Annotated in this window: 32 protein-coding genes; 10 read left to right on the top strand and 22 right to left on the bottom strand. The window is 67.8% G+C overall.

Features of this window, described 5'->3' with window-relative positions:
- Positions 1-23 precede the first annotated feature (23 nt).
- Both C5C07_RS14540 and C5C07_RS14535 read right to left on the bottom strand, forming a co-directional pair.
- Positions 24-635, bottom strand: a complete 612-nt coding sequence (locus C5C07_RS14540; RefSeq protein ID WP_004976385.1) for a class I SAM-dependent methyltransferase — start codon at positions 633-635, stop codon at positions 24-26.
- Between the two features lie 162 nt (positions 636-797).
- Positions 798-1,409, bottom strand: coding sequence for a metal-dependent hydrolase (locus tag C5C07_RS14535; protein WP_172795736.1), 612 nt, complete (start codon positions 1,407-1,409; stop codon positions 798-800).
- Positions 1,410-1,507: 98 nt separating this feature from the next.
- On the opposite strand from C5C07_RS14535, the gene C5C07_RS14530 reads away from it, so the two are divergent.
- Together C5C07_RS14530 and C5C07_RS14525 are read left to right on the top strand one after the other, a co-directional pair.
- Positions 1,508-2,125, top strand: a complete 618-nt coding sequence (locus tag C5C07_RS14530) for a hypothetical protein (protein ID WP_004976383.1) — start codon at positions 1,508-1,510, stop codon at positions 2,123-2,125.
- A 41-nt stretch (positions 2,126-2,166) separates the two neighbouring features.
- The gene (locus C5C07_RS14525) at positions 2,167-2,820 is read left to right on the top strand and encodes a TrkA family potassium uptake protein (RefSeq protein WP_004976381.1); all 654 of its coding nucleotides are present in this window, start codon (positions 2,167-2,169) and stop codon (positions 2,818-2,820) included.
- Between the two features lie 292 nt (positions 2,821-3,112).
- Here the strand turns inward: C5C07_RS14525 and C5C07_RS14520 are convergent, their stop codons facing one another.
- From C5C07_RS14520 to C5C07_RS14510, 3 genes are read right to left on the bottom strand one after another with little or no spacing between them, the layout of a single operon-like run.
- Positions 3,113-3,979, bottom strand: a complete 867-nt coding sequence (locus C5C07_RS14520) for a phosphate ABC transporter ATP-binding protein (protein ID WP_115805356.1) — start codon at positions 3,977-3,979, stop codon at positions 3,113-3,115.
- Entirely contained in the window at positions 3,976-4,674 is a 699-nt protein-coding gene (locus C5C07_RS14515) for an ABC transporter permease (RefSeq protein ID WP_004976378.1), read from the bottom strand. Before C5C07_RS14515 ends, C5C07_RS14520 begins: the two co-directional genes overlap by 4 nt.
- Before the next feature lie 24 nt (positions 4,675-4,698).
- Positions 4,699-5,727 carry a substrate-binding domain-containing protein gene (locus tag C5C07_RS14510; protein WP_115805355.1) on the bottom strand — a complete coding sequence of 343 codons (1,029 nt, stop codon included), beginning with the start codon at positions 5,725-5,727 and terminating at the stop codon, positions 4,699-4,701.
- A gap of 231 nt (positions 5,728-5,958) precedes the next feature.
- On the opposite strand from C5C07_RS14510, the gene C5C07_RS14505 reads away from it, so the two are divergent.
- Positions 5,959-6,435, top strand: coding sequence for a PIN domain-containing protein (locus C5C07_RS14505; RefSeq protein WP_115805354.1), 477 nt, complete (start codon positions 5,959-5,961; stop codon positions 6,433-6,435).
- A gap of 39 nt (positions 6,436-6,474) precedes the next feature.
- Here the strand turns inward: C5C07_RS14505 and C5C07_RS21755 are convergent, their stop codons facing one another.
- The 12 genes from C5C07_RS21755 to C5C07_RS14450 all read right to left on the bottom strand — a co-directional run bounded on the left by C5C07_RS21755 (position 6,475) and on the right by C5C07_RS14450 (position 14,572).
- Complete coding sequence (locus C5C07_RS21755; protein ID WP_004976375.1) at positions 6,475-6,648, bottom strand: hypothetical protein; 174 nt, start codon at positions 6,646-6,648, stop codon at positions 6,475-6,477.
- Between the two features lie 218 nt (positions 6,649-6,866).
- On the bottom strand, positions 6,867-7,274 hold the full coding sequence (locus C5C07_RS14500) for an ACT domain-containing protein (protein WP_115805479.1): 408 nt from the start codon (positions 7,272-7,274) through the stop codon (positions 6,867-6,869).
- A gap of 208 nt (positions 7,275-7,482) precedes the next feature.
- Entirely contained in the window at positions 7,483-8,115 is a 633-nt protein-coding gene (locus tag C5C07_RS14495) for a non-canonical purine NTP pyrophosphatase (RefSeq protein WP_004976372.1), read from the bottom strand.
- Between the two features lie 54 nt (positions 8,116-8,169).
- On the bottom strand, positions 8,170-8,448 hold the full coding sequence (locus C5C07_RS14490; protein ID WP_004976371.1) for a DUF5808 domain-containing protein: 279 nt from the start codon (positions 8,446-8,448) through the stop codon (positions 8,170-8,172).
- Between the two features lie 65 nt (positions 8,449-8,513).
- Positions 8,514-10,172: a bifunctional N(6)-L-threonylcarbamoyladenine synthase/serine/threonine protein kinase gene (locus C5C07_RS14485; protein WP_115805353.1), complete on the bottom strand. Its 1,659-nt coding sequence runs from the start codon at positions 10,170-10,172 to the stop codon at positions 8,514-8,516.
- 33 nt (positions 10,173-10,205) lie between these two features.
- Positions 10,206-10,511 (bottom strand): 30S ribosomal protein S24e, encoded by a 306-nt coding sequence (locus C5C07_RS14480; RefSeq protein WP_004976369.1) that lies wholly within the window; start codon positions 10,509-10,511, stop codon positions 10,206-10,208.
- Positions 10,512-10,579: 68 nt separating this feature from the next.
- Positions 10,580-11,119 (bottom strand): GTP-dependent dephospho-CoA kinase family protein, encoded by a 540-nt coding sequence (locus C5C07_RS14475; RefSeq protein ID WP_004976368.1) that lies wholly within the window; start codon positions 11,117-11,119, stop codon positions 10,580-10,582.
- Positions 11,120-11,121: 2 nt separating this feature from the next.
- Positions 11,122-11,319 carry a transcription elongation factor subunit Spt4 gene (gene spt4 / locus C5C07_RS14470; protein WP_004041779.1) on the bottom strand — a complete coding sequence of 66 codons (198 nt, stop codon included), beginning with the start codon at positions 11,317-11,319 and terminating at the stop codon, positions 11,122-11,124.
- Positions 11,319-11,891 (bottom strand): DNA-directed RNA polymerase, encoded by a 573-nt coding sequence (locus C5C07_RS14465; RefSeq protein ID WP_004041780.1) that lies wholly within the window; start codon positions 11,889-11,891, stop codon positions 11,319-11,321. Before C5C07_RS14465 ends, spt4 begins: the two co-directional genes overlap by 1 nt.
- A 7-nt stretch (positions 11,892-11,898) precedes the next feature.
- The gene (locus C5C07_RS14460; RefSeq protein ID WP_004062994.1) at positions 11,899-12,267 is read right to left on the bottom strand and encodes a hypothetical protein; all 369 of its coding nucleotides are present in this window, start codon (positions 12,265-12,267) and stop codon (positions 11,899-11,901) included.
- Positions 12,268-12,289: 22 nt separating this feature from the next.
- Positions 12,290-13,525, bottom strand: a complete 1,236-nt coding sequence (locus tag C5C07_RS14455; protein WP_049905172.1) for a translation initiation factor IF-2 subunit gamma — start codon at positions 13,523-13,525, stop codon at positions 12,290-12,292.
- Positions 13,526-13,762: 237 nt separating this feature from the next.
- The gene (locus C5C07_RS14450) at positions 13,763-14,572 is read right to left on the bottom strand and encodes a DUF6517 family protein (RefSeq protein WP_115805352.1); all 810 of its coding nucleotides are present in this window, start codon (positions 14,570-14,572) and stop codon (positions 13,763-13,765) included.
- A gap of 125 nt (positions 14,573-14,697) precedes the next feature.
- Here C5C07_RS14450 and C5C07_RS14445 point away from each other — a divergent pair, with 125 nt between their 5' ends.
- Positions 14,698-15,681, top strand: coding sequence for a DUF5787 family protein (locus tag C5C07_RS14445; protein WP_199522741.1), 984 nt, complete (start codon positions 14,698-14,700; stop codon positions 15,679-15,681).
- Between the two features lie 24 nt (positions 15,682-15,705).
- Here the strand turns inward: C5C07_RS14445 and C5C07_RS14440 are convergent, their stop codons facing one another.
- The 5 genes from C5C07_RS14440 to C5C07_RS14420 all read right to left on the bottom strand — a co-directional run bounded on the left by C5C07_RS14440 (position 15,706) and on the right by C5C07_RS14420 (position 19,112).
- Positions 15,706-15,888 carry a hypothetical protein gene (locus C5C07_RS14440; RefSeq protein ID WP_231608255.1) on the bottom strand — a complete coding sequence of 61 codons (183 nt, stop codon included), beginning with the start codon at positions 15,886-15,888 and terminating at the stop codon, positions 15,706-15,708.
- 62 nt (positions 15,889-15,950) lie between these two features.
- On the bottom strand, positions 15,951-16,163 hold the full coding sequence (locus tag C5C07_RS14435; protein WP_115805351.1) for a hypothetical protein: 213 nt from the start codon (positions 16,161-16,163) through the stop codon (positions 15,951-15,953).
- Complete coding sequence (locus tag C5C07_RS14430) at positions 16,160-16,984, bottom strand: MBL fold metallo-hydrolase (RefSeq protein ID WP_115805350.1); 825 nt, start codon at positions 16,982-16,984, stop codon at positions 16,160-16,162. Before C5C07_RS14430 ends, C5C07_RS14435 begins: the two co-directional genes overlap by 4 nt.
- A gap of 50 nt (positions 16,985-17,034) precedes the next feature.
- Entirely contained in the window at positions 17,035-17,646 is a 612-nt protein-coding gene (locus tag C5C07_RS21895) for a hypothetical protein (RefSeq protein WP_233510395.1), read from the bottom strand.
- A 50-nt stretch (positions 17,647-17,696) separates the two neighbouring features.
- Positions 17,697-19,112 (bottom strand): ATP-binding protein, encoded by a 1,416-nt coding sequence (locus C5C07_RS14420; protein ID WP_115805348.1) that lies wholly within the window; start codon positions 19,110-19,112, stop codon positions 17,697-17,699.
- 348 nt (positions 19,113-19,460) lie between these two features.
- On the opposite strand from C5C07_RS14420, the gene nasA reads away from it, so the two are divergent.
- The 6 genes from nasA to C5C07_RS21750 all read left to right on the top strand — a co-directional run bounded on the left by nasA (position 19,461) and on the right by C5C07_RS21750 (position 26,156).
- Entirely contained in the window at positions 19,461-21,575 is a 2,115-nt protein-coding gene (nasA, locus tag C5C07_RS14415) for an assimilatory nitrate reductase NasA (RefSeq protein WP_199522740.1), read from the top strand.
- 58 nt (positions 21,576-21,633) lie between these two features.
- Positions 21,634-22,266 (top strand): molybdenum cofactor guanylyltransferase, encoded by a 633-nt coding sequence (locus C5C07_RS14410; RefSeq protein ID WP_004976353.1) that lies wholly within the window; start codon positions 21,634-21,636, stop codon positions 22,264-22,266.
- Between the two features lie 265 nt (positions 22,267-22,531).
- Positions 22,532-24,286: a nitrite/sulfite reductase gene (locus C5C07_RS14405; RefSeq protein WP_115805346.1), complete on the top strand. Its 1,755-nt coding sequence runs from the start codon at positions 22,532-22,534 to the stop codon at positions 24,284-24,286.
- A 2-nt stretch (positions 24,287-24,288) separates the two neighbouring features.
- Positions 24,289-24,468: a hypothetical protein gene (locus C5C07_RS14400; RefSeq protein WP_004976351.1), complete on the top strand. Its 180-nt coding sequence runs from the start codon at positions 24,289-24,291 to the stop codon at positions 24,466-24,468.
- Between the two features lie 130 nt (positions 24,469-24,598).
- A complete protein-coding gene (locus C5C07_RS14395) occupies positions 24,599-25,732 on the top strand; it encodes a thiolase family protein (protein WP_004976350.1) in 1,134 nt (377 codons plus the stop codon).
- A gap of 253 nt (positions 25,733-25,985) precedes the next feature.
- Positions 25,986-26,156: a hypothetical protein gene (locus tag C5C07_RS21750; protein ID WP_004976349.1), complete on the top strand. Its 171-nt coding sequence runs from the start codon at positions 25,986-25,988 to the stop codon at positions 26,154-26,156.
- Positions 26,157-26,197: the final 41 nt, after the last annotated feature.

Raw genomic sequence — 26,197 nt, 5'->3', positions numbered from 1 at the left:
TCTTCCCCGCTAAAATAGCCATCTCAGCTCTCGTATCGCGCTAACACGAACGGGTACTGGCTCCCCAGCTCGTCGTCCACGACGAACTCGGATTCGACCGCGAACCCGGTCGAATCGAGCGTCTCGTAGGTCTCGTCGATGTCGGGGAAGCTCCAGCGCATCTCGACGCCGCTGTCGAGCCAGTCGGGGTTCGACCCGGTCCACGCCTCGCCGCCGACGGTCGAAAGCAGGGTGCCGCCGGGCCGGAGGACGCGGGCGAACTCCGCGAACACCCGCTCGTGTTCCGCGATTGGGACGTGGATGACGGAATAGAACGCGCAGACGGCGTCGAAGGAGTCCGACCGGACCGGAAGCGCGGTCATGTCTCCCTGTGCGAACCGCGCCGCCGGCACGTCTCGGCGGGCGCGGCGCAGTTGCTCGCGGGAGAAGTCGACGCCGACCACGTCGAAGTCGGCCGCGAGAGCGTCCGTCACGGGCGTTCCCTGCCCGCAGCCGGCGTCGAGCACCCGCGCGTCCGGGTCGAGGGCGTCGGCGAACTCGTCGAGCACCGCGGGCGCGTCGTCGCTCCGCTGGTCGAGGTAGTCGTCGGCGAGGCGGTCGTACGCGTCTCTGACGGCGCGTCGTTGGTCTGTCATTCTGGAACTCGGGTGAGTTCGACCGCGCGGCCGTCAGATAAGTGTCTTGTCCCGGTCGGCCCCCTCGCGGGCTGTCGGTTCGAAACGGCTGTCGGCTCGAAACGGAAGCGGCGCTGAAACCCGGAGAATCGGCGGTCGAGACGCCTCGAAAACGGGAGCCGCTTACCGGAGGTCGCGGACGAACCGCTCCGGCACGTAGTCGACGACGTGGTCGGGTATCGCCGCGACGGCGGTCTCCGCGATGGCGACCATCGGTTTCCGGAGCAGGACGTAGACGCCGGAGACGGCGACCGCGGCGATGACGAGCGTCTCCGCGAGGCCGTCGAAGGCGAGGACCGGCGGGACGGCGAAGGCGAGCGTCAGCGCGAGGTCCTCGGGCGCGCCGTCGTAGCGAATCAGGCGCTTCGGGGCGAGCCACCGGCCGTTCCAGTGGTCGTAGACGGCGCGCTCGGAGGTGCCGAGCCACGGCTTGAGTTCGAGGCCGCCGCCGAGCACGTCGGACGCGGAGTGGAGCGCGGCCGCCGCGAGGAACAGCGCGACGGCGAGCGTCGTGGTCGTCGGGTTCAGCGCGGCGACCGCTACCGCGGGCACGGCGAGCGCGCTGAAGTACACGGGGAAGTGGAGGGTCTTCCGGTGGCCCGCGTAGAGGTCGAAGTCGGGGAACAGGCCGCCGAGTGCGGCCGCGAGCACCGGGAGCATCCCGGCCTCGGGGACCAGCGCCCACACGGCGGTGCCGAGGACGACACCCGCGAGGGCGTGAGTGGTGGCCATCATCGATGGGGCGTATGCAATCTGGAGGAAAAACGATGTCGGTGGTCGTGCTAGCTAGTCTCACGGTCGAATTTAGCCTGCTCAGGTCGTAGCACACCGCAATGGTCCCCAGTCGAATCGAGCGACTCGCGGGGCGGGCGATTCAGGCCATCATCGTGTGTATCTTCCTCGTCGGTCTCTACACGCGGAACCTGAGCGTCGCCGTCAACGCCGTGCTCGCGCTGGCGGCGACGTTCCTCCCCGCGGTGCTCCGCCGCGACTGGCAGATTCGGCTCCACCCGCTTCTCGGCCTCTGGCTGGCGCTGGCGGTGTTGCTCCACGCCATCGGCATGCTCGGCCCGTACCACTACATCGACTGGTGGGACCACGTCACCCACACGCTCTCGGCGACCGTGGTCGCGGCGGTCGGTTACGTCACCGCGCGGGCCGTCGACGAGTACACCGAGACCGTCTACCTCCCCGACCGCTTCATGTTCGTCTACATCCTGCTTTTCACGCTCGCGGCCGGCGTGTTCTGGGAGGTACTCGAGTTCGGTGCGCGACTCGCCGCCGACGCCGTCGGCTCGGAGGCCGTCCTCGTTCAGTACGGTCTCGGCGACACTATCGTCGACCTCGTCTTCGACACGGTCGGCGCGGTGCTCGTCGCCCTCTTCGGGACGCCGTCACTCGCGGACACCATCGATTCGGTCACGGAGCGACTCGAACGGACTCGACCCTGACGGGGGCCATCTTTTAGCCATCCGGTGTGCATACTACTACCATGAAATTCGTTATCGTTGGCTACGGCCGCGTGGGTTCACGGACCGCCCGCGTGCTCCGGGAGGAGGGCCACGACGTGACGGTCGTCGACAACAACGACAAGAAGGTCGACCGCGCCCGCGACGAGGGCTTCGAGGCGGTTCTCGGCGACGGCGGGACCGAGAGCGTCCTGCGGGAAGCGGGCGTCGAGGGCGCAGACGCCGTCGGCGGGCTGACCGGCGACCCGAACATCAACTTCGCGGCCTGCATGCTCGGAAAGGAGTACGACTGCCGGACGGTCATGCGAATCAGCGAGGACTACCGCCAGGAGATTTACGAGCGCTACGCCGACGACGTGGACGAGATTATCTACCCCGAACGCCTCGGCGCGGCCGGCGCGAAGACGGCGCTCCTCGGCGGCGACTTCAACGCCATCGGCGACCTCACCGACCAGCTCCGACTGACGACGGTAACCGTCCCCGACGGCGCACCCGTCGTCGGCGACCACGTCGCCAACATCGACCTCGGCGCGGACGGGCGCGTCTACGCCCACGGCCGGGAGCGCGAGCCGATGACGATTCCGCTTCCGGGGACCGTCGTCGAACCCGGCGACCAGCTCGCGCTCCTCACGGAGCGAAACGCGCTGGAACGGGTTCGGTCGAAACTACTCGGCTGACGCCGCGACGACGTTCGGCGGGTCGAGAGGTCTCTCTGCGGTGTAGTCCGTCTCGGAAAACAGCGCCGTGGTGGCGGCGCCGCATGTCGTACCGGGGGAACCAGAACGACGATGGTGGTGGTGGTTTCGTGCCGGGCGCGCCGGTGGGAGGATGGGAACTGAGGCCGAGTGCGCGCCCCATACTCGGGTACGTACGGGGAACCTTAAATCTGCGTCAGACAGGGGTCACACGCTATCTACGTGCAATATCTGCTGTTATACCACTGCCGGGATTGCCGTTCGCCTCCCGCGCTCAGTAGACGAGTTTCCCCTCGACGAACTGGCGGACCCGGTCGTCGTCCGGCGACTCGAACACCTCGTCGGTCGGTCCCGATTCGATGCACGTCCCGCCGAGGATGACGGCCGTCCGGTCTGACACCCGCCGGGCCTGCTGCATGTCGTGAGTCGCGAGCGCGACGGCGATGCCGCGGTCCCGCGCCGCCCGCATCGCCGACTCGATGGCGGCGGTGTTCCGCGGGTCGAGGTTCGAGGTCGGTTCGTCCAGCAGTAACACGTCCGGGTCGGGTGCGAGCGCCCGCGCGATGGCGACGCGCTGGGCCTCGCCCGCCGACAGCGACCCGGCGTCGCGGTCGACCTTGTCGAACATCCCGACGGTCCGAAGCGCCTTTTCGACCGTCTCCGACGGCTCGTCGCGGCCGAACAGCCCCTCGACCGCGTCGCGGACGCGAGCGCCCCACGACCGGCGGACTCGAAGCCCGTAGGAGACGTTCTCTTCGACCGTCGTCGAGAAGAGACTCCGTGTCTGGAACGCCATCCCGACTCGCCGTCTGACCGCCAGTCGGCGCGCTTCGGAGAGGGTCCACACGTCGTCGTCGCCGACTTCGACCGTCCCCTCGTCCGGCCGCTCGAACATGGCGAGCAGTCGGAAGAGCGTCGTCTTGCCCGTCCCCGAGGGACCGACGACGGCGAGAATCTCCCCCGGTTCGACGGCCAGCGAGATGTCTTCCAGCACCGCGCCGTTGCCGAAGCCGTGGCCGAGGTCGTGAGCCGCGAGTCGGGTCCCGCCGCGCCCCGCCCCGTTCGACGCCGGGTCGGGTGCGGTGGACCCGTCGGACTCGCCGACACCGGGCCCGCCGGTTCCGGGTCTCTCGGTCGTCATCGTCCCCTCCCGTTCCGTCCGGGGGTCCGGTCGCGGAAGCGCGCGCCGAGGGCGTTCACGCCGAGGACGAGCGCGAGCAGGATGGCTCCGAGCGCGATGCCCGTCTCGATGTTCCCCTTCCGCGCTTCGACGGTGATGGCCGTCGTGAGCGTCCGGGTGAACGACGTGCTGTCCGAGAAGACGATGTTGCCGCCGACGATGAGCACGGAGCCGACCTCGCTGATGGCGCGGCCGTAGGCGGCCAGAAGCGCCGTGACGATGCCGTAGCGCGCCTCGCGGACGACCAACAGGGCGACGTCGGTCGAGGTGCCGCCGGCGGCGAAGGCGGCGTCTCTGAGGTCCTGTGGAACCGACTGGACCGCCGACAGCGAGACGCTCACGAGGACGGGGAGCGCGAGGATGGTCTGCGAGAGAATCATCGCCTCGGGGGTAAACAGCAGGTCGAACGTCCCGAGCGGTCCCGAGCGGGACAGCGCCAAGAGGACGACGAGGCCGACGACGACGCTCGGAAAGCCCATCCCCGTCGAGATGACGGAGGTGACGACCGACTTCCCGTAGAAGTCGCGGAACCCGACCGCCAGCGAGATTGGGAGGCCGAGCGCGGCGCTCAGCGCGACCGCCGCGGTGCTCACGTACAGCGAGACGGCCGTGATGCTGACGAGGTAGGTGAGGTTCAGGTCGCCGAGGGCGAACACGGGCGGTGGTGGGGTCCGGTCGGACTAAAAGTCCTCGGGGACGTGCTGTGCCACCCACGACTCGAACTGGGCGTCGGAGACCGACGCCGACGACGAGGCGTTCTCCCCGCCGTCGTAGTTCTCGGGGACGTACTGGCCGAACTGCGGGTCCTCAGAGAGCGCGTTGGGGAAGAAGAGCTGCGACCCGTTCGCCGTGTAGTTGCTGATCATCTCCTGTCCCTCGGGGCTCGTGAGGAAGCCGGCGTAGGCCATCGCCAGCGAGTAGTTCACGTCGGGGTACTTCGCGGGGTTGACCGGGATGACGCCGTAGGGGTTCTTCAGGATGGTCGGGCCGCCCTTGAGCGGGCCCTGCACATGGATTTCGAGGTCGATGTTGTCCTGCGTCGCGAGGAACGTCCCGCGGTCGGCGAGCGTGTACGCGCCCGACTGGTCGGCCTGGACGAGCGTGTCGCCCATGCCCTTGCCGATTTCGCGGTACCACGTCCCCGACGGTTCGACGCCGGCGGCCTCCCAGATGAGGAGTTCCTTCTTGTTCGTCCCCGAGTCGTCGCCGCGGGAGACGAACGTCGCCTCGGCGTCCGCGATGGTCGCGAAGGCGTCGGCCGCGCTCGACATCCCCGAGATGCCGGCGGGGTCGTCGGCCGGGCCGACGACGACGAAGTCGTTGAACATCACGTCGCGGCGGTTGACGCCGTAGCCCTCTCGCAGGAACTCGTCTTCCGCGCCGCGGGCGTGGACGAGAATCACGTCCGCGTCGCCGTTCCGCGCCGTCTCGATGGCCGCGCCGGTCCCCTGCGAGATGGTCTTCACGCGGGCGTTGAACTTCTCTTCGAACACCGGGTTCAGCGCGTCGAGCAGGCCCGTGTCGTAGGTGCTCGTCGTCGTCGCCAGCGTCAGTTCCTGGGTCGCGCCGCTCCCGCTTTGGCTCCCCTGAGACTCCTCTGTGGTCCCGTTGTTCGCCTGCGGGGGATTCGCGTCTCCCGTGCATCCGCTCAGTCCGAGAACCGCGCCGACACCAGCAGCCTGTAAGAAACGCCGTCGCTCTATCGCCATGCATTGTGGTTCGCCGAACGCGGATTAACTGTTTCCCACGCAACGTAATCACAAACAATTTCAATACCAGAGAATCGTAACGATTCGAGTACGAAACCGGTTGCGTCGGATTCTTTTCGAGCCGTCCCGTGGTGACGGACATGAGTTGGGAGTCGCTTTTCGCTCGCGCCGCCGCCTACGAGACGACCGAGGCCGACATCACCGAGGCGCTCCGCGCCCGCCGAGGTGACGATGCCTGAGTCGGAGCCCTCGCCCGCGCGGGTCGTCGCCGACGCCGACGTGCTCGCGGCGGATCTCCTCGCCGACGGCCCCGCCAGAGCGGCGCTCGACCACCTCCGTCGGCACTCGTGGACGGCGCTCGTCGCCAGCGACCCGCTCCTCGACGACGCCGAGGCGGTCATCTCGTCGCTCGCGGACGCCGACCTCGCGGCCGACTGGCGCGAGAAGGTCGAGTCGTGGGCCGAGCTCGTCTCCCACCCGGACGGCGACAACCCCGCGCTGGCGTCGGCCTACCGCGGCGGCGCGATGCACCTCCTCACGTTCGACGACCGCCTCAGTTCGGCGCAGGCGGGCGCGGCGCTCGGCGGTCGCTTCCCCGTCAGCGTCCGACACCCGAAGGCGTTCGCGACGCTGTTCGCGCCAGAGAGCCTCTACGTCGAGGTCGAAGGCGGGTCGTACCCCGGCCCGGACCGCGACCCGCGGGCGTAGACGCCGGCAGCCCGCCCGACTGCCGGCCCAACCGCCGGCTCAGTCGTTGAGGACGCGAGTCACCGCGAAGATGGCGAGAACGGTCACGAGACCGAAGGCGAGGGCGACGCCGAGGCTCCGGGAGGCGTCGCCGAAGAACACCGCGATGGCGGCGAAGACGGCGATGCCGTAGCCGCTCGCCGCGCCGGCGGCGACGACGTTCGCTCGGTTCATGCGTCTCCGTAGGCGCTCGCCGACCCTGAGTGTGAACCCCCACGATTGTGGGGAGTGGCGGGGCCAGGGCCGGCTGTCAATCGGACGGAGCGCATGCAGTCGATACCGTTGGAGGGGTCGGTGACGAGTGGGAGGGGTTCGTCGCAGTCGGGGAACATCACGACTAGTGTGCCACCCCCGGACGTATCAACCTGTTTGCTCGCGAACCAGTTTTGACGTTAGTTCTCGTCTCCAGAGCTCCCGGCGTGCTCGACGGTACAGCCGAGCGATTCGAGTTTCGTCGCGGCCGCCGCCGCGTTATCCTCCCGGACGAGCACGTGGTCGGTCGAGTACGCCGACAGCGCGAATATCGAGATGTCCTCCTCGGCGAGCGCGCCCGCCACCTGCGCCAGAAAGCCGACGAGTTCGAACGGCAGGACCATCTCGAAGGTGAGCCGCTTCCAGCCCCGCTCGACTTCGACGGCGGTCGCCTCGTCGACGCGCCCCTCTTCGACGACGACCGTCGTCTCGTTCTCGTCTCGAATCGTCGCGAAGGCGTCCGGGTCGCCCCGCTCGGCCTTGACGACCGCGTAGGTCGCCGCCGAGACGGTGACGGTCCCGCCCTCGAAGAAATCGCTCGGGTCCATGCGGTTCGGGGTTGCGCCGGTGAGGTAAACGTAGCGGTCGGTGGGATGGTCGGCGACGGCTCCCGTTCGCTCGGTTCGCCAGACGAGATTCGCCTCGCTATCGCTCGGCGAACTTCCGTCGGACGCTTCGCGCCCGACGACGTTTGCTTCGCTCACTCCGTTCGCTCAGCAAACTTCCGAAAATCGAAGATTTTCGACGAACTCCTCGCTATCGCTCGGCGTACCACGTCGCGAACTTCGCTAACGCCCGCCCGCGGTGGGAGATACCGTTCTTCTCCTCGGCGCTCAGCTCCGCGAACGTCGCGCCGTCGTGTTCGAAGATGGGGTCGTAGCCGAAGCCCCCCTCGCCGCGCGGCGGGACGATGCGACCGTTGACGCTCCCCGTAAAGAGCTTCACCGGGAGCGCCTCCGTCTCCTCCGCGTCTTGTTCCGCGCCGCGGGCGGCCGCCACGGTCCGGTCGTCGCGGTCTATCGGGTCTGGACTCGCCTCGAAGGCCTCGCCGTCGCAGTACGCGAGGACGCAGCGGAACGAGGCCCGACGGGGCTCGTCGAGTTCGGCCGCGGCCAGTCGGTGGACTGCCTCGACGCCGAGGGTGTCCTCGACGTACGAGGAGTACGGGCCGGGGAAGCCCTCGAAGCCGTCGATAAAGAGGCCGGCGTCGTCCACGAGCACCGGTTCGTCGGCGTAGCGGTAGGCCTCGCGCGCGCCGTGCGCCGCGATGGGGCCGAGTTCGGACGCCTGTACCTCGGTGTAGTCGAAGTCGAGTTGGGTCACGTCGTCGTCGAGGTACGAGAGCGCCTCGCGGACCTTCCCCGCGTTCGTGGTGACGTATCGGAGCATGCCCGCCCCTCCGCGGGCGGACGTGGAAAAGTCGTCGGTGTCGGTCGCTTCGCCTCAGTCGACGATGACTTCGACGGGGCCGTCGTCGGCCTCGGCCTCTTCTTCGGACTCCTCCGCCTTCTGGCGCTCGTTCCAGAGCAGGCCGCCGGCGACGAGGAGGACGACCCACGACCGCCAGCTCGCGAGGTTCAGGGTGTAGCCGATACCGAAGGGCTTCTCGACCAGCATGCCCTTACCGGGCTGCCAGTACGACGAGAGCAGTCGGCCGGCGCTCGGGCGCTCGAAGTTGTACGGGATGCCGAAAAGCGTTCCGCGCTGCGGTTTGTCTGCCATGTGAGACGAATACGCCGGCTCGGGATAAATCGTTTTGGCCTTCCGACGAGTTCGGCCGCGGCGACCTACCGGTACCGACCGCGGGATTCGACCTCTCGCAACCGGGCGATGACCTCCTCGGAGCCGACGGCCTCGTAGCCCGCTTCGAGCGCGTCGAGGAGGGGTTCGGCGTCGTCGGCGGTCCCCTCGACGCTCTGGGCGAAGACGTGGAGGTCCATCGCGTGGTCCTCGACGTGACCCGTGTGGAAGCCGAGGCCGAAGTCGATGAGGTACACGCGCGGTTCGCCGTCCGGTCCGGTTCCGACCCGAACGTTCCGCGTCGTCGGGTCGCCGTGGACGATACCCGCCTCGTGGAGGCGCGCGAGGTACTCGCCGACGACGCGGACGGCCTCGGGGTCGAGTCGCTCCGCGAGGTCCGCGTCGCCGACCCGCTGGAACGTGATAACGCCGTCGACGGGGTCCACGTCGCGGACGACGGGCGTCCGGACGCCGGCGCGCCGGGCGTCGCTCGTCAGCCGCGACTCGGCTTTCGTCCGCTCGCGGCGGAGTTTGTCGTCCAGTTCCGGGTGGCGGTACGTCTTCGGGACGCGCCGCTTGACGACCTCCTCGGAGCCGATGTCGACGGTCGCCTCGGCCCCGCGAATCGCGCCGTCGTCGGTGTAGGCGCGCGCGACCGACTCGTCCGCGCCGCGCCACGTCACTTCGACCTGGTCGGGACGGAAGTTCGGGTCCACGGTGGATTTCTCGACCGCGAGCGTGTCGCCCGCGGCGAGCATCCGCGCGCCGAGCACGGCTATCATGCCGGCGTTGTCGCGAAGGAACCGCGGCTCGGGCGCGTGGAACTTCGCGCCGCGCTGGTCGCACATCTCGGCGAGCATCTCGCGCAGGCGGGCGTTCTGGCCCACGCCACCGCCGAGGACGAGTTCGTCCGTCCCCGTCAGCGACAGGGCGCGCTCGGCCACCTCGGTGAGCATGGCGAAGATGGTCTCCTGCAGGCCGGCGCAGATGTCGGGGACGGGCGTGCCCGCGTCCGCCTCGTCCTTCGCGGCGCTCATGATGCCGGAAAACGAGAAGTCCATTCCTTTGACGACATACGGCAGTTCGACGTACTCGCCGTCCTTCGCGGCCGCTTCGACTTTCGGGCCGCCGGGGTGGGTCCAGCCGACGTGGCGGGTGAACTTGTCGATGGCGTTGCCGACGCCGGTGTCCATCGTCTCGCCGAGGACGCGGTAGCGGCCGTTGTGATAGCCCAAGAGGTGGGCGTTCGCGCCCGAGGCGTTCAGACAGACCGGCGAGTCGAAGCCGGACTGGTAGCGGCCGATTTCGAGGTGCGCGACCATGTGGTTGACGCCGAGTAGCGGCACGTCGAGCGTCTGGGCGACCGAGCGCGCCGCGGTGCCGACGATGCGGAGACACGGGCCGAGCCCGGGGCCGCGGGAGAAGGCGACGCCGTCGACGACGGGACCGTCGCCGTCGTGTCGCTCCGCGGCGTGCGCCAGTGCGGTCTCGACGACCTCGGGGATGGCGGTCCCCATGTGCTCTGCGGCCTCTCGCGGGTGGATGCCGCCGCTGTCGGGCTGGTACGGGTCAGATTCGATGAAGACGTGGTCGGCCGAGGGGTCCGGCGTCCGCCCGGTTCCGGAGCGGAGCGCGTCGGGGTCGTCGGTCTCGAAAACCGCGGCGCTCGCGGCCCACGCTGTACCTTCGATTCCGAGAATGCGCATCGAGTGTGAAGAAACGGCGGTTCGAAGCCGGGACTACGCCTCTTCGGCTTCGACTTCGGCGTCGGTGATCTTGTTGCGCTCGAGCATGTGCTCCTGCTCGACGTCGCGCGCGAACTCGGGGCTCTCGTAGACCTTCGCGTAGCCCGCGGTCTTGCGCATGCCGAACTTCGTGTCGAGCTCGTGGACGACGACCTCGTCGGAGTCCTTGTTCAGCTTGGCCGCGAGCGAGTCGCGAACCGACAGACGCGAGGGCGTCGCTTCCTCGTGGACGATCTCGAATCGAACGTCCGTCCGGTGCAACATGGGGTTCTCCTCCTCGGAGATGATTTCGATATCCATGGTTCAGTTACCAGTAATTCCCCCCGAAGCAAGTAAAAGGATTTCGAAGGGACGAGCGCGCCCGCGTCTCAGGCGTCGATGGGCGCGACCACGGCGTCGAAGTCGCCGTCGAACTGCGCGAGGAGGTCCCGCATCTCGGTCTTGGCCGCGTCGGTGACGGTCACGCGGACCATTCCCTCGTCGGGCTGGCCGTAGACGACGGTCGAGCCGACGGGCGCGGCGAGCACCGCCGGGAGCGTGGCGAGGTCCTCTTCGCCCTCGACGAGGAGCGTCGTCGGCTCGTCGGCGTCGAGCGCAGTCACGAGCGCGGCCACGAGGTCGACGGAGACGGTTCCCGGTTCGTTTTCGACCTCGACGAGACGGCCGGTCTCGACCGCCCGGCGAATCTCCTCGCCGACGGCCTCGCGCTTCGTCTTGCCGTCGATGACTGCCACGTCCGGCGGGCGACCGGCGCGGCGGAGGTGGAAGGTGACGACGTCGCCGACGGCGACGAGCGGCGCGTCAGCGTCCTCGCTGGATGCGTCTGCGAGGAGCTCGTCGGCCTCGGTGTACACCGGGCCGAACGGCTCTTTGAACGCCGCCCGAAGCGCCGTCGGCAGGGTGAGCATGCTCAGCGGACCTTAAGCGCGTAGCCGCCGGGTTCGGTGACGTTCATCTCGGTGGCGATTTCGCTGTCTTCGGGGTGGGTGATGACGACGTAACCCGCCCAGTCCTCGGTGAGACTGCTCGACCCGCAGTTCTCGCACGTCTGTTTGTCCGGGTCGTTGACGAAGTGGCACTCGCGGCAGGCGAGACGGGGCTTCGCCATCAGTTACCCTCCGCCGAGGCCTCGCTCTGCTGGCGCTTCGATTCGAGCCAGCCGTGCTTGCCGAGCCCCGGCTGTTTGGCCGTGAGGCCGATCTTCGAGTCGCGCGGGTTGCGCTCGTCGATGCTCTTGGTGACGATGCGTGCGCGAACCTCGTCGTCGACGGCGAGCGTCTGGTTGGACTCGGTCGACGCGAGCTGTTGGTTCTCGCCGTCGTAGGCGAGGTATTCGTCGGATATCTGCGAGACGTGGAGCAGCCCGTCGACCGGCCCGATGCCGACGAAGGCACCGAACTCGACGACTTCGACCACGATGCCGTCGACGACCTCCTGCATGTCGGGGTCGTAGGTGATGGCGTCGAAATCGGCCTCGTAGTAGACGCCGGGGCGGTTGGGCAGCACGGTGCCCTCGCCGATGTCGTTGACGTTCACGACGCTCACGACGCTCCCCACGTCCTCGTCCATCCGTCCTTCCAACTTGTCCTGCAACAGTCGCTTGACCCGCTCGGGCGTCACGTCGCCCAGGTGTCGGGGTGGGACTTCGACTGTATCTTTGAGTCGTACCCGTTTGTACATAGTTTCGTTAAGGTTCCGTGATTGCCAGCGTGGCGTGCCCCCGGATGCCGACGACGGGAATCCCGCAGTCGAGCACCCGGTCACGGAGGGGCTTGTCGTTCGTGACGACGTAGTCGACCTCGCCCGATTCGGCGAGTTCGACGACCGCGTCGTCGGCGTACGATTCCTCGGTTTCGACCGCCCGGCACCGGGTCGCCAGGTCCGCGCCCACGCTCGCCGCGACGCCTTCGGTCCCGCCGCCCGACGAGAGCTTCTCCAGCTCGTCGAGGACGGCCGTGGGGACCACGAGGTCCGCGTCGGCCGCGAGCAGCCGGTCGAGTTCGTCGAACACGCGAACGTCGAGTTCGACCGGCATCATGAGCGCGTTCGTGTCCATGACGACTACGGTGGCGGTCACGTCACTTGAGCGTCCCGATACCGATGAGCCGCCAGCGGGCGCCCACGCGGCGGTTGATGGCTATCTTCGCGCCTTCGGCGGCGCAGACGGGGCGCTTGAGCGAGACTTCCGCCTCGCCGCTTCGCGCGCTCGTCACCGCGCCGACGGTCGTCGCGGTGCCGACGGTGAGCATCAGGGGCTCGCCGGTGGATATCTCGTCGATACCCTCGTCTTCCTCGCCGCCGACGACGCGGTCGAGCAGTTCGACGTCCATGGTGAACTGCTCGCGCGTCGGCGGGAGCGTGCCGGGCTCGCCGGCGACCTGTCCCGCGAGCGCGTCGCCCTTCGTGAAGCTCGGGTCGAGACCGGTCCCGACGCCGCAGAGGCCGCCGGGCCGGACTTCGTCGACCATGTTGCCGCCCGCCTGCAGCGAGCGGACCTCGGTCGTGATGGAGCGCCATTCGGTCTGGCCCTCCTCGTCGACTTCGCGGCCGGGGCGGAGTTCGAGTTCGTCGCCCTCCTCGAGCTTGCCGGCGACGACGCTGCCGCCGATGACACCGCCCATGAGGCCGTCCCAGGTCGTCCCCGGGCGGTTGATGTCGAAGCTGCGCGCGACGAACATCCGGCTGTCTTCGGTCTCGTCGCGGTCGGGCGTCGGAATCTCCTCCTCGATGGCCTCGATGAGGAGGTCGAGGTTGACCTCCTGCTGGGCGCTGATGGGGACGATGGGCGCGTCTTCGGCCACCGTTCCCTCCACGAACTCCTTGATCTGTTCGTAGTTGTCGAGAGCGCGCTCGCGGTCGACGAGGTCGACCTTGTTCTGCGCGATGACGATGTTCTCGATGCCGATGATATCGAGCGCCATCAGGTGCTCCGCCGTCTGGGCCTGCGGCACGTCCTCGGTCGCGCTCACGAGCAGGATGGCGCCGTCCATGATGGCGGCACCAGAGAGCATGGTCGCCATGAGCGTCTCGTGGCCGGGCGCGTCGACGAACGAGACGGTGCGGCGCACTTCGGTCTCTTCGCCGTCTTCGGTCTCCTCTTCGACCGTGTAACACTCCGGCGCGTCAACGCCGGGAATCTGACGGAACGTCGCGTCGGCATACCCGAGTCGGATGGAGATTCCGCGCTTCATCTCCTCCGAGTGCTGGTCCGTCCACGAGCCGGACAACGCTTGAACGAGCGTCGTCTTTCCGTGGTCGACGTGACCGACGAGTCCGATGTTCACCTCCGGTTGTTGTGGGTTTTTCGTCACCATTGACCTCCTGAGAGTAATCTTGCGTGAACTTGGCTCCGAACGACTGATAAAGGTGCTGTTCTCGGACCGGGTCTGCTGTGGCTACGTCGGGCGGTCACACACCGCGCGCGGCGATTCAGCGGCGTCTCCCGCTCCCGGCGATGCCTCGAAAAATGGTTAGTCGTGCCCCCCAGCACGACGGTTCGTAGACCGATTCGAGTAACCCCTCGAACGGCTATCGGCTCCGGAATCCGTCGGTTATTCGACGCCCTTGACGAGCGAGCGAAGCTCGTCTCGGTAGGCGTCCGGCGTGAGTCCGAGGTCGATGTCGACCGAGACCTCGATGGCCTCGGTCGGCTCCTTGGTCACGCTGAGTTCGATGTTCTCGCCGGGGTGTGCGCCACCCGCGACGAGAATCGTCCCGTCGTGCTCCCAGACGGCCAGCATCCCGCTGACGTCGAACTCCTGTCCTTCGATTGTGAACTCCTTTTCGTCCGTGAACGGGAACGTAATCGTGTCGAAGGAAATCGTCGCCCCGTAGTCGGTAACGCGCGCCGAATCGCCGGTATCGACCGTCGTCGACCGGGTGTCGGTCTGTTCGATGTCCGTGACGCCAACGTCCGATAACTGCGTCTCGTAGTGTTTCCGCGCGTGCTTCTCGACCAAGTCGACGACCGTTCCGCGGACCGTCTCCGGGAGGTTCGACAGGCCCGGGTCGAGCGTCACGCGCGTCGCGAAGAACAGCGAGAACTGCCCCTCGGCCTGCCCGAGCGTCTTCTCTTTCAGCGTCTCCGAGAGGTCCATGTCTTCGTACACGACCGTCTCGAACGCCGCGGAGACGCTCGCCGGGCCGACCGACCGCTCGAACGCCGGGTCGAGGGAGTGCCCCCCGATGTACTCCCAGCCGCCGGCTTTGAGCGCCCCCTTCGGAACCTTCGGCGGTGCCCGCGCGGCGCTCGCGGTCGTTCCGGAACTACAGCCGGCGAGACCGGCGAGCCCCGCGCTGGCCGCGATACCGAGGTACGTTCTCCGTCTGATACTGTGGGTTGCGTTGTCTTCCCCCTTCATCGGTCAGTACTGCCCCGCTCTGTTTCAAATAGGTATCTCCCCGAAAATCAAATGCGAGAACACCGACACGACGGTCGACCGTTCTGAGAGCGAGCTTTTTGTCGCTCCGCCTCCGACCGTCTCGCGTGCCCGCTCCGGTGTCGTCGCCCTCGGAGTTCGCCTTCGAACTGGCGCTCTGCGCCCGGCTCGAACAGACGACAGACTGGCTGCCCGCGCGCCAACTCGGCGCGTCGGTCACCTCGCCGGGGAGCCGCATCATCGACGTGTGCGCCGTCGTTCCGGGTCCGGAATTCGACGAACGCGCCCGCATCACCGACAGCGAGATTCCCGCAACGGCCATCGAGAGCGACGTGGGGGCCGGAAGCGCCGTCTTCTGGCGCGACGGCTTCGACTGCCACCCCGCCCGCGCCCGGCGGGCCACCGACCGCGCCGTCGAGGTCGGCTTCTTCGAGTCCGAGCGCCGACGGAGCCGAGAGTACGTCCGCCGCGCCGCCCGCTATCCCCACGACTGGTTCTCCCGGCTCGTCGGCATCGAGAACAAACCCGACCTCGGCAGTCCCGGCGACCTGCTCCGACAGCTCCGCCTCGACGTGAGTCTCGCGGTCTTCGACGAAGTGATTCTCTCGACTGAGAGCTACGTCACCGGCGCGCACCTCAACCGCATCCCCGGGGAAGTCGGCGTCTGGCGCTTCGACCCCGACACCGGCGACCGCGAGGTCGTCCGCGAGCCTCAGCCGCTCTCGCCCGGTTCGACCGGCGTCGAACCCACCGAGTACCACTCGCTACACACCGACGTGGCGCTCGTCTCGCCCGCCGAAAAGCGAACCGCCCGCCTCCGACTCGCCGAGCGCGCCTACGGAAAAGGATGGCGCGCCTACGACCTCCCCGCCTGCGCCCACGCCCGCGCCGACGCCGACGGCCGCCCGACCTGCGCCCACTTCGACCGCGTGGTCGACCCCGGTTCCGAGTGCGGTGCCGACTGCTCGGCGTTCGAGGCGGCCGACCCGCCCGAACTTGACCGCGACGGCCTCCGCGAGTCGCGGACGGGCTGGGTCGCCGACCCGGCCGGGGCGGTTCGCAGACAGTCGGGACTCGACCGGTACTTCTGACTCGTCCGGTCTCTCGCCGGGTCGCTACTCGTTCCGCTCGTCGGAGTAGTGCCAGCCGAGCGTGGCGACGACGCCGAAACCGACGACGAACACCGCGCCTTCGACCCAGTTCGGCTCGCCGGACCACGAGGCAACGAGGTACCAGACGACGCCGGCGACGAGGGCCAGCGGCGTGCTGTATCGAAGCGCGTCGACGATATCGGACACGACCGTCCCGACGCGCTCCGGTCGCAAAGTCGCATCGGACCGGCGCGTTCGCTCCCCGACTCTCACTCCGAGTCGGCCCGTCGCTCCATGTAGTTCCAGTAGGAGACGAGCGCGACGCCGATGACGACGACGAGGGTGAACTGCACGGCGACGGCGAAGAAGTCGAGTCGGCCGGTATCGAGGTAGGTCAGGACGAAGTTGGCCGCGGCCGCGACGACGCCGGCGACCATGAGATACCTGAACGCCCTGTCGTCGGCGACGGTCCGGAGCTTCACAGTTCGTACACCTCGCCGTCGACCGCCAGCGGCTCTTCGAACGCCTCGTCAGCGGGGTAGTAGTGCGCCACGTGGACGAGGCGAGTCTCGTCGGCGTTCAGTTCCTCGCCGAGCGCGATGGCTCCCTCGCGGGTCATGTGCTTCGTGCCGAAGGTCCGCGCGACCCCGTTTTCGTCGTAGTCGTCGCCGCCGATGGGGTGGTACTCGCAGACGGACGCGGGGACGATGGCCTCGGCGAGAAGCAGGTCGGGGTTCCGGAGCACGTCGCGGGACTCCTCGGGGATGGCGTAGGTGGAATCGCCCGAAAGCGAGAGCTTCGCGCCCGTCACGGGGTCCTCGATGGCGACGCCGTAGCAGACCAGCGGCGGGTGAACGACCGGCACGAACGTCACGTCGAGGCCGCAGGCGCGGAACGACTCGAACGGCGTCTGGTCTTCGACCGAGATGCGGTCGAGGTAGGAGAACTTCGAGCGAATCGCGTCGGCGACGCTCTCGCCCGTGACCGGGTCGACCTCGTCGGCGGCGTGGACCGCGAGGTCGTCGAGGAGGCGGTAGACGTTCCCGAGGCCGTCGAGGTGGTCGAAGTGGATGTGGGTGACTAAGGCCTCGTCCGGCAGCGGCACGTCCTGCGTGAGAAACTGGTGGCGGAAGTCGGGGCTGAAGTCCACGAGGAGCGACTCGCCGGTCCGCTCGTTCTGCACGTGGACAGAAAAGCGCGTCCGCTCGATGCCCCGCTCGCGGGCCGCGAGGCAGGTCTCGCAGTCGCAGCCGACGGTGGGCGTGCCGGTCGTGTCGCCGGTCCCGAGGAGGGTCACGCGCATCGACTCAACCACGGGGGCGGCGAGGTATAAACGTGGCCGACCGCGGCGAGTCAGGACCGGTATATCTGCCGGAATTCGACCACGGGGTGGAACGTCCCCGAGAGCGTCGCCGCTTCGAACTGGAAGTTCGCGGTAACCGTGCGCGGAACCGCCGAGACGAGCGCCTCGAATTCGACGGCCGGCGTTCGCGTTTCACCGCTCCGATTCGGCCACACCTCGTAGCCGAGCATCACCCGCCTCTCGCCCCCGTCGTTGTACCCCATTCCCGGACTGACGTTCTCTACCGAGTCGACGCCGAGTCGCTCCCGCGCCGTCGCCATCGCCTCGGCTCCCGCGACGGTCCCGCCGACTCGCGTCACCCACGACGACGCCGGTTCTCGCTCGTATATCGGCTCTCTCGTCGTTCCCGACTCGTTCACGTGCTTGCGATAGCCGGTGCGTCGTCGAATCTCCGCGGCGTCCGGATAGTAGTCGTACTTCGAGGACGCTCGGTAGTCGCGCGAGATTGTAATCGGGTCCCCAGAGGCGGGCGCAGGATTCGGCTCAGGTTCGGGAAGGGGCGTCGCGGTGGACGGTTCGAGGTCCGATGTACACCCGGAGAGCGCCGTCAGAACTCCGCCCGCCGCAATCGTCCGAACGAATCGGCGTCTGCTGGAGGGCATCGGCTCGCCGTTTGCGGCCCACTAGTAAATGTTTTGTCAGAAAAGCGGAGTTACTGCGCCGCGCCGGCGTCTTTCTGCGTCTCGCCTTCGTGTTCGTCCGCGTGACCGTCGTGGTCGTGGTCGTGGTCGTGACCGTCGTTGGAGCCCGCGACGAGTTCCGACGAGTCGGACATCATGTCGAGGTTCTTCAGGTTGTCGCGCTCTTCGAAGTCGGCGACGGCCTCGAGCAGGTCGTCCTGCGTGAGTTCCATCCGCTCTTCGGTGAGCGCTTCGAGGACGGCCTCGCGGAGGACGAGTCGGAGGTCGGAGCCGGTGAGGCCCTCCGTCACGTCGGCGATGGCCGAGGGGTCGAACTCGTCGATGTCCATTCGGTTCGTGATGACCCGGAGGATGTCGGCGCGCATCCCGCGGTCCGGCTTGGGGAAGTTGACGATTTCGTCGAAGCGCCGCCACGCCGCCGAGTCGAGCTGGTCGGGGTGGTTGGTCGCGCCGATGAGGATGACCTCGTCGCGAATCAGCGAGATGTCGTCGATGCTCTTGAGCAGCGTGTTGACCGCGCGCTTGAGCGCCGCGTGCTCGTCCGACCGGCGGGTCTTCGCCACCGAGTCGAACTCGTCGATAAAGAGGATACACGGCGACAGCCGCTTTGCGACCTCGAAGGTCTTTTCGACGTTCTTGGCCGTCTCGCCGAGGTACTGGCTCGTAATCATCGAGAGCTTCACCTCGACGAACGGGAGGCCGAGCTCGTGGGCGAGCGCCCGCGAGACGGTGGTCTTGCCGGTCCCCGGCGGGCCGACGAAGAGGATTTTCCCGATTTCGCGGAGGCCGATGTCCGCGAGGTACTCGCGGTGCTCGATGGCCTTCATCAGCTTGTGAATCTCGCCTTCCTGGTCCGTCGTGAGCACGAGGTCGTCGAGGGTCATCTCGATTTCCTCGGGCGCGCGGACCTGCACGAGGTCGAGCATCTCGGCGTCGTCCTCGTCGTCGAAGTACTCGTCCAGCAGGCTGTCTATCCACACGCGGTCGGCGTGAATCGGCCGGGTCTGTTCTCTGGCGTCCGCGTGGGTCACGTCCACGTCGTCCCGGTCCTCGACCGACTTCGCGACCGTCGGATTCGTCACGAGCCGGTCGTAGTCGGCTCGTTTGACGAACCACTCCAGCGCCATCTCGGGCTGCGTCAGAGAGAGGCGGCCGGAGAAGTCCTCGCGCTGGGTGAACATGAGGTCGGAAATCGCGTCCCAGGGGTGTTCCACGCCGGTCGCCTTCCGCGCGACGGACTCGGTCACGACGAGCGGTCGCTCGATGCCGCCCATCGACGACTCGTCCTCGTCGCCGTCGTCCTCGGCGTCCGCCCAGAAGACGCGTCGATACCGCGGGGGAAGGTCGTTTTCGTCAAGCGTTCGGTCGTCGGTGTAGAGGTGGGCCGTCAGCAGAAACTCGACAACCTCGAGCGCCCGTTCACTCATCCCCCAGAAATTGCCCGGGGAGACGCATAAGAGCGTCGGAGCGCCGCCGCTGGTGCGCGCGGCCGAACTTCCCCGATGACAAGGAACTCGGCGCGACTCCGCCGCACAACGTTAATTTCAGAAAAACAATTCAAAAACATATCCGAAAATGGATTGATTACGCGATTATATTCCTTTCATATGCTTGTATATTGTCTCTTTCTTCAGAATACTCGGGGAAAATATCCTTTCTTAAACGATTAGGGTTTTATGGTTATCTTCCGCCACTGTGAGCCAAGATAGTGAAATGATATTCACGAATGGACCGAGATGCCCGCCCAAATGCGGTACATTCTCGACGAATAGCCGGTGGTGAATCGCGTGGCGAAACAAGTCCCGACGACCTGCATGCGCTGTGCCGTGGGCTGTGGACACGTCCACCTCGGCTCCGACACCTCGTACGGGCTGGAAGCGGTTCGGGGGGACCCTTCACACCCCGTGAACAACGGGCTGGCCTGCGGTCGCGGTATCCGCGAATCGGCCGACCCCGACGGGTCGTGGCTCACGCGACCGCTCGTCAGGGAGGACGGGGAGCTCCGGCAGACCTCGTGGTCTGACGCGCTCGCGCGCGTCGGCGACGCCATCACCGACGCGATGGCCGACGACCCCGACGAGGTCGCCGTCCTCGGCAGCGGCCAACAGACGAACGAGGCCGCCTACGCCCTCGGGAAGCTCGCCCGCGGCGGTATCGGCACCCGAAACTACGACGCGAACACGACGCTCTGCATGGCGAGCGCGGTCAAGGCCTACTACCGCGCCTTCGGGAGCGACGCGCCGCCGCCGACCTACGACGACATCCCCGAGGCCGAGACGCACCTCGTCTGGGGGGCGAACCCGGCAGTCGCCCACCCGGTGATGTTCCGGTGGATTCGGCAGTCGGCCGACGACGGCGACCTCGTCGTCGTCGACCCCGTCGAGACGAAGACCGCGGCGGTCGCCGACGACCACGTCGCCATCGACCCCGGCGGCGACCTCGCGCTGGCGCAGGCGGTCCTCGGTCACCTCGTCGAGACCGACCGCGTGGACGACGCGTTCGTCGAGGGGGACACGGAGGGCTTCGACCGCGTCGTCGACGAACTCCCCCCGGTCGAAGAGGCGGCGTCCGAGGCCGGCGTCTCGCTCGACGAAGTCGAGAAACTGGCGTCGCTCCTCGACGCCCCCACGCTCGTCTACTGGGGCATGGGCGTCAACCAGAGCGTCCGCGGCACCGCGACCGCCGGCGCGCTCGTGAACCTCTGTCTCGCCTCCGGGAACCTCGGCCCCGGCTCCGGCCCCTTCTCTCTCACCGGACAGGCGAACTCGATGGGCACTCGCGTCGTCTCCTCGAAGGGGACGTGGCCCGGCCACCGACCGTTCGAACACCCGGACCACCGCCGGACCGTCGCGGAGGCGTGGGGCGTGCCCGTCTCCCGCCTCCCCGACGACAACGGTCCCGGCCCGGTCGGGATGTTCGAGTCGTCGCCGTCGGTCGTCTGGACCGTCGCCACCAACCCGCTCGCCGGGTTCCCGGACGCGACGGCCGCCCGCGAGGTCCTCGAAGACTCCTTCCTCGTCGTGCAGGACGCCTTCCGGTCCGAGACCGTCGAACTCGCCGACGTGGTGCTCCCCGCGGCGACGTGGGGCGAGTCCGAGGGGACCACGATGAACATGGAGCGGACGGTCTCGCGGGTCCGCCCGGCCACCGAGACGCCGCCGGGCGTCAGGCAGGACCTCGACATCATCGCCGACGTTGCCGCCCGCGTCTCGCCCGGACTGCTCCCGAGACCGTCGGTCTCGCCGAGCGACGTGTTCGACGAGTTCGCCGCACTCACCGCGGGCACCGACGCCGACTGCTCGGGGCTCTCGTACACGCGACTCGACGGCGAGCGCGCCGTCCGCTGGCCCGCGCCGGACCCGACGAGCGAGGGCGGTTACCGCTACTACGACGACGCCGACGGGGAGTCCGACGACCCGACGTGGTCGTTCCCGACGCCGTCCGGGAAGGCGCAGTTCAGCGCGCTCTCGGGGTCGTCGCTCCCCGAACCCGCGGACGAGTCGTACCCGCTGACGCTCACGACCGGCCGCGAGGCGGACGGGTACAACACCGGGGTCCGCACGCGCAGCGACACGCCGGACGAGCCGGTCGCCCGCGCGCACCCCGACACAATCGACGCGCACCGCGACGCGGTCGCCGACCCCGAGGGCGACCGCCGAACCACCGTCGTCTCCCGTCGGGCGTCGGTCCCGGCGACGCTCGACCCCGACGACGCCGTCCCGCCGGGACTCGTCTGGCTCTCTATCCACCACCCGATGACTAACCGACTCACCAGCCCTGCGGTCGACCCGCAGTCGAACGAACCGAACTTCAAGCAGTGCGCCGTCCGCCTCGAACACCCCGAGACGACCGCGTCCACCGACCTCCTCGCGGCCGAGGTGAGCGACTGATGGCGCTCGTCGCCGCCGGCGGACGGCCCCGCGAACTCGAACGCGCCGCCGCCTGAGAATGGCCGACGAGTCGCACCCACACCTCGACACCGGCCGTGCGGGCATCATTCTCGCCGGCGGTCGGTCGACTCGATTCGGCGGCATCGACAAGGCGACGGCCACCGTCGGCGGCCAGCCCATGATTCACCGTGTCGCCGCCTCGCTCGACCCCGTCGTCGACGAACTCGTCGTCAACTGCCGCGCCGAACAGCGGGACGCGCTCGCCGGCGCGCTCTTGGACTTCGACGTCCGGTTCGCGGAGGACGCCCATCCCGACCGGGGGCCGGTCTTCGGCCTGCGAACCGCGCTGCGGGCGACGAGCGCCGAGTACGCGGCGGTCCTCCCGTGCGACATGCCGCTCGTCCCGAGCGGGTTCATCTCGCATCTCTTCGGCCGCCTGCAGGGCGGCGCGGGCGTCGTCCCGCGGGTCTCGGAGACGACCCAGCCGCTCCCCGCGGTCATCCACTGCCGCGCCGGCGAGGTCGCCTGCACCGACACCATCCGAGCCGGTGACGACCGCCTACAGGCCGTGATGTCCGCGCTCGACGTCACCGTCCTCGACGACCGCGAAGTGGAGGCTCACGCCGGAACGCACGCGTTTCACAACGTGAACTCCTTCGACGACTTGCGCGCGCTCACCGTTCGTCGGTGAACCGCGTTCGAGTCCCATACCACATTATCGTCCATTATGGTCTGTTTAGATTATCCAATAATCAACCGATTATCTGCGCAGATTATGACCTTATATTCGGAATATTCGGTTATAGAATGGACGAATACGCCTTAGAAGGCCTATTTCTAAAGATTCTCAACGAATACTCTTATCAACCTCTGTCGAGTCGTGTTATCACGAAACATGACCAAGTTCGCAAACAAACGCACAGGAATAGTGGATGATTGCCCACTGGTGGTCGGAAATGGCGAGTAAAAAGGAAGCGTGGAAGTCGGAGCTCTACGGCGACGCGGTCCGCGAGAAGATCGAGGAGTTCGCCGAGCAAGGCGTCGACGCCATCCCCGAAGACGAGCGCGACGAGTGGTTCACGCGCTTCAAGTTCTGGGGCGTCTTCCAGCAGCGGACGGGTCAGGACTCGTACTTCATGATGCGGCTGACGAACGCCAACGGCGTCCTCGAACCGGGGCAGCTCCGGGCCATCGGGGAGGTCGCGCGCGACTACGCGTCCGGGCCGGTCGAGAACCCCGAGTTCGGCGACGCCTGGTTGGACCTGACGACGCGCCAGTCGATTCAGCTCCACTGGCTCGAGCTCGAGGACATCCCCGAGGTCTGGGAGAAGCTCGAAGCGGCGGGCGTCTCCTCGCGGTCCGCCGGCGGCGACACGATGCGGAACATCACCGGCTGTCCGGTCGCCGGCCGCGACAAACACGAACTCGTCGAGTCCCAGCCGCTCCTCGACCGCTTCCAGACCGAGCTCCGCGGGAACGACGCCCTGTCGAACATGCCGCGGAAGTTCAACATCAGCGTCACCGGCTGCCGGGAGGGCTGCGCGCAGGACTCGATAAACGACGTGGGGCTCGAACCCGCGAAGAAAGAAATCGACGGCGAGACGGTCACCGGCTTCAACGTCCGCGTCGGCGGCGGCCTCGGCTCCCGGAAGCCGCGCGTCGCCCGCGACCTCGACATCTTCGTCGCCGACGAAGAGCGCGCCTACGAGGTCGTCCGCGGCTTCGTCGAACTCTACCACGAACACGGTAACCGCGACGTTCGGGCCCGTGCCCGCAGTCGCTTCTTCGTGGACGAGTGGGGCACGGAGAAGATCCGCGACCTGCTCCAAGAGGAGTACGTCGACTTCGAACTCCGGTCTGCGGGCGAGAACATCCGCGACGAGTACACCTACAACGCGGGCCGCTCGGAGTCCGCCGGGAAACACGACCACGTCGGCGTCCACGAGCAGGCCAACGGCGACTACTACGTCGGCCTCAGCGTCGCGGTCGGCCGGCTCACGGCGTCCGCCGCCATCGAACTGGCCGATATCGCCGACGAGTACGGCTCCGGCGAGGTCCGACTCACCCGCCGGCAGAACCCGCTTCTGATGGACGTGCCGGAGGAGAAGCTCGACGACCTGCTCGCCGAGCCGCTCCTCGGCAAGCACACGCCCGTCCCGAACCCGTTCCAGCGCGGCACGGTCGCCTGCACCGGCACGGAGTTCTGCTCGCTCGCGCTCACGGAGACGAAAGCCCGGACCGCCCGGATGCTCCGGTGGCTCCGCGACAACGTGGACGTGCCCGACGACGTGAGCCAACTGAAGATTCACTACTCCGGCTGTACCGCCGACTGCGGGCAGGCGAACACGGCCGACATCGGCCTGTTCGGCATGCGCGCCCAGAAGGACGGCGAGATGGTCGAGGCCATGGACATCGGCGTCGGCGGCGGCATCGGCGAGGAGCCGTCGTTCGTCGAGTGGGTTCGGCAGCGCATCCCGGCCGACGAGGTGCCGGGGGCAATCGCGTCGCTCGTGGAGGCGTTCGCGGAGCGCCGCGACCCCGGACAGACGTTCCGCGAGTGGGTCGAAGCCGAGGGGACCGAGGCGGTCACCGAGTACTGCGTCCCCGAGGAGACGGACTTCGAAGCGCCGTACATGCACGACGCCAAGCAGTCGTGGTACCCGTTCGCCGAGGAGGAAGCGAAGGCCGAACAGCCGGTCACGAGCGACTGACCATGACCGAACGCATCGCATCCGACGACCCGGCGGACGCCGCCAGCGCCGACGACGTGCCCTTCGAGCACGCCTCGGCCGACGTCGCGCCGGAGCTCTTCCCGGCGGAGCCAACGGTCGCCGACGCGGGTACCGGCGGAATCCCCGGTCGGCCGGACAGCGACTCCGCCACTCGTTCCTGACGCTCCGAGACTCGGTGCCGTCGTCTCCACTTTCACCGCTTTCTCGGCGTTTTTCGACCCGATAAACAACTCGTCACGACGAATAGTGAGTTCTAAACTATTTATGGTGTTCGAACCCCGATGATGTGCCATGCCAGAGCCAGTCATCGCGGCCGCGTACCGCACGCCGTTCGGCAAGGCGGGCGGCGTGTTCGAAGACGTTCGAAGCGAGGACCTCTCGGTCACGCTCATCGACCACATCCTCGACGAACACGACGTCGACCCCGACGACGTGGAGGACCTGATGTGGGGCGTCGCCCAACAGCGCACCGAACAGGACAACAACGTCGCTCGCGTCATCGCGCTCCTGTCGGACCTCGGCGAGGGGACGCCCGCGACGAGCATCAACCGCTGGTGCGCCTCCTCCATGCAGGCCATCATCTCCGCGTCCGACGCCATCGCCGCCGGCAACCGCGAGTGCATCGTCGCCGGCGGAGTCGAGAGCATGTCCCGCGTGCCGATGGACGGCGACTCCTACCAGCACCTCCACCCCGAACTGAGCGAGCAGTACAACATCTTCCAGTTGCAGATGGGGATGACCGCGGAGAAGGTCGCCGAGGAGTACGAGGTCTCCCGCGAGGCCCAAGACGAGTTCGCGTTCCGGAGCCACCAGCGCGCCGCCGACGCGACCGACTCGGGCCGGTTCGACGACGAAATCGTCCCGGTCGAGACGGACGACGGCGTCGTCACCGAGGACGAGGGCATCCGCCGCGACACCTCCATGGAGATTCTCGGCGGCCTCGACCCCGCCTTCTCCGGCGACGGCTCCGTCACCGCCGGCAACTCCTCGCAGATAACCGACGGCGCGGCCGCGGTCCTCGTCACCAGCCGCGAGTTCGCGGACGAACACGGCCTCGACGTGCTCGCCTCGGTCGGCACGAACAACGTCGCCGGCGTCGACCCGACGGTCATGGGCATCGGCCCGGTCCCGGCGACCCGCGGCCTCCTCGACCGCGCCGGCACCGATATCGACGACTACGGCCTCGTCGAAATCAACGAGGCGTTCGCCAGCCAGTGTGAGTACTCCCGCCGCGAACTCGGCATCGACGCGGACAAACTCAACGTCAACGGCGGCGCAATCGCCCTCGGCCACCCCCTCGGGGCCTCCGGCGCGCGCCTCCCCGTGACGCTCATCCACGAGATGCAGAAGCGCGACGTGGACCGCGGCCTCGCGTCGCTCTGCGTCGGCTTCGGTCAGGGCGCGGCAATCGAGTTCAGCAGGTAGGGTGGGAACTCGGCTGTTTTTTGGTCCAGATTTTTGCCGAGCGGAGCGAGAGAAAAAGGTGGCAGCGGTGCGGCAATCGAGTTCAGTCGGTAGGGCCGCCCTGCGTTTTTTATCCTGATTCGTCCCGGGAAGCGAGCGAAATTCGTGGACCGCGTGTCGGCGGTTCCCCGAACCGCGGACCTCGGCTATCGCTCACGAATATACGTGCGCCTTCCGTCACGTTCATACTCCGCAAGTCGAGAACAACGCGGTGATGAATCTAACGACGACCGTACTGTCGGGGGCCTTCGCGGCGCTGGCGGCCGCGGGGGCCGCCTCCGCGGGGTTCGTTCCGAGGCCCGACCTCGGCGCGCCCGTCTGGTACGTCCTCGTCGCGCTCACCGTCGGCTACTGGGCGGTGTTCGTCCGCTGGGCGCGGCGCTGACCGGCCGGAGACGGCGTGAAAATCGACGGGTCGCGGGCGGC

This window comes from Haloferax sp. Atlit-4N (assembly GCF_003383025.1).
GTDB classification, from domain to species: Archaea; Halobacteriota; Halobacteria; order Halobacteriales; family Haloferacaceae; genus Haloferax; species Haloferax gibbonsii.
The sequence above is the reverse complement of the archived record's forward strand: the minus strand, read 5'-3'. Positions and strand labels throughout refer to the sequence as shown.